Source organism: Vibrio sp. 10N.261.45.E2, from assembly GCF_002875705.1.
In the GTDB taxonomy this organism is placed as follows: Bacteria; Pseudomonadota; Gammaproteobacteria; order Enterobacterales; family Vibrionaceae; genus Vibrio.
In genome coordinates this window covers 1-583 of sequence record NZ_MCZZ01000065.1, presented here as the reverse complement: position 1 = coordinate 583, position 583 = coordinate 1, and the positions used below count along the sequence as shown (strand labels likewise).

The 583-nt window shown below is 41.7% G+C and carries 1 pseudogene; it reads right to left on the bottom strand.

Going from position 1 to position 583, the window contains the following annotated elements:
* Positions 1–11 precede the first annotated feature (11 nt).
* Positions 12–566, bottom strand: a pseudogene (locus BCT34_RS24730) (recombinase family protein); the annotation flags it as partial.
* Positions 567–583: the final 17 nt, after the last annotated feature.

Here is a 583-nt window from a genome sequence, read left to right as displayed (position 1 = left end):
CAGCGTAGCTGCTATGTTCGTTCAATAAAAATATCTCGTCGTTTCAGAGCTTTAAGGACATTATCAACGGTACTAAATGTATAGGCGTGAAAGTTAAAAGTCTGTCCATCTTTCCCCATAACTAAGGGCATCCATCGTTTACTCACAGACTCTAACGGCACTGAATTTTTCACTTTCCTACGCACCATATTGGAAGACATCCAATCTAAAGCTTCTAATACTTGTTTGGCTCCTGCATTACCTTGAAATTGTACTTGAGCTAATAATTTAGGGAGGAATATACGGAGAGTTCGATACTTTTCGTCTAGCTCTTGGAAAAACACTTTATCGTGAGGGCGTGTTAGCTCTGTTAGGTCAACAAGACCTGGGACACTTAACTTGGCGCCTTTATCACGAATGGAATCAACGAGCTTTTCAGCCTCAGGAAGTGGAAGGCGGCTAATCCTATCTATCTTTTCAGCGACAACAATTTCACCTGGTTGAAGGTCACCAATAAGACGTAGTAGTTCTGGTCGATCAGCTCGTGCTCCTGAAGCTTTTTCTTTATAAACACCGGCCACATAATACTGTAGTGGTCAAGTAA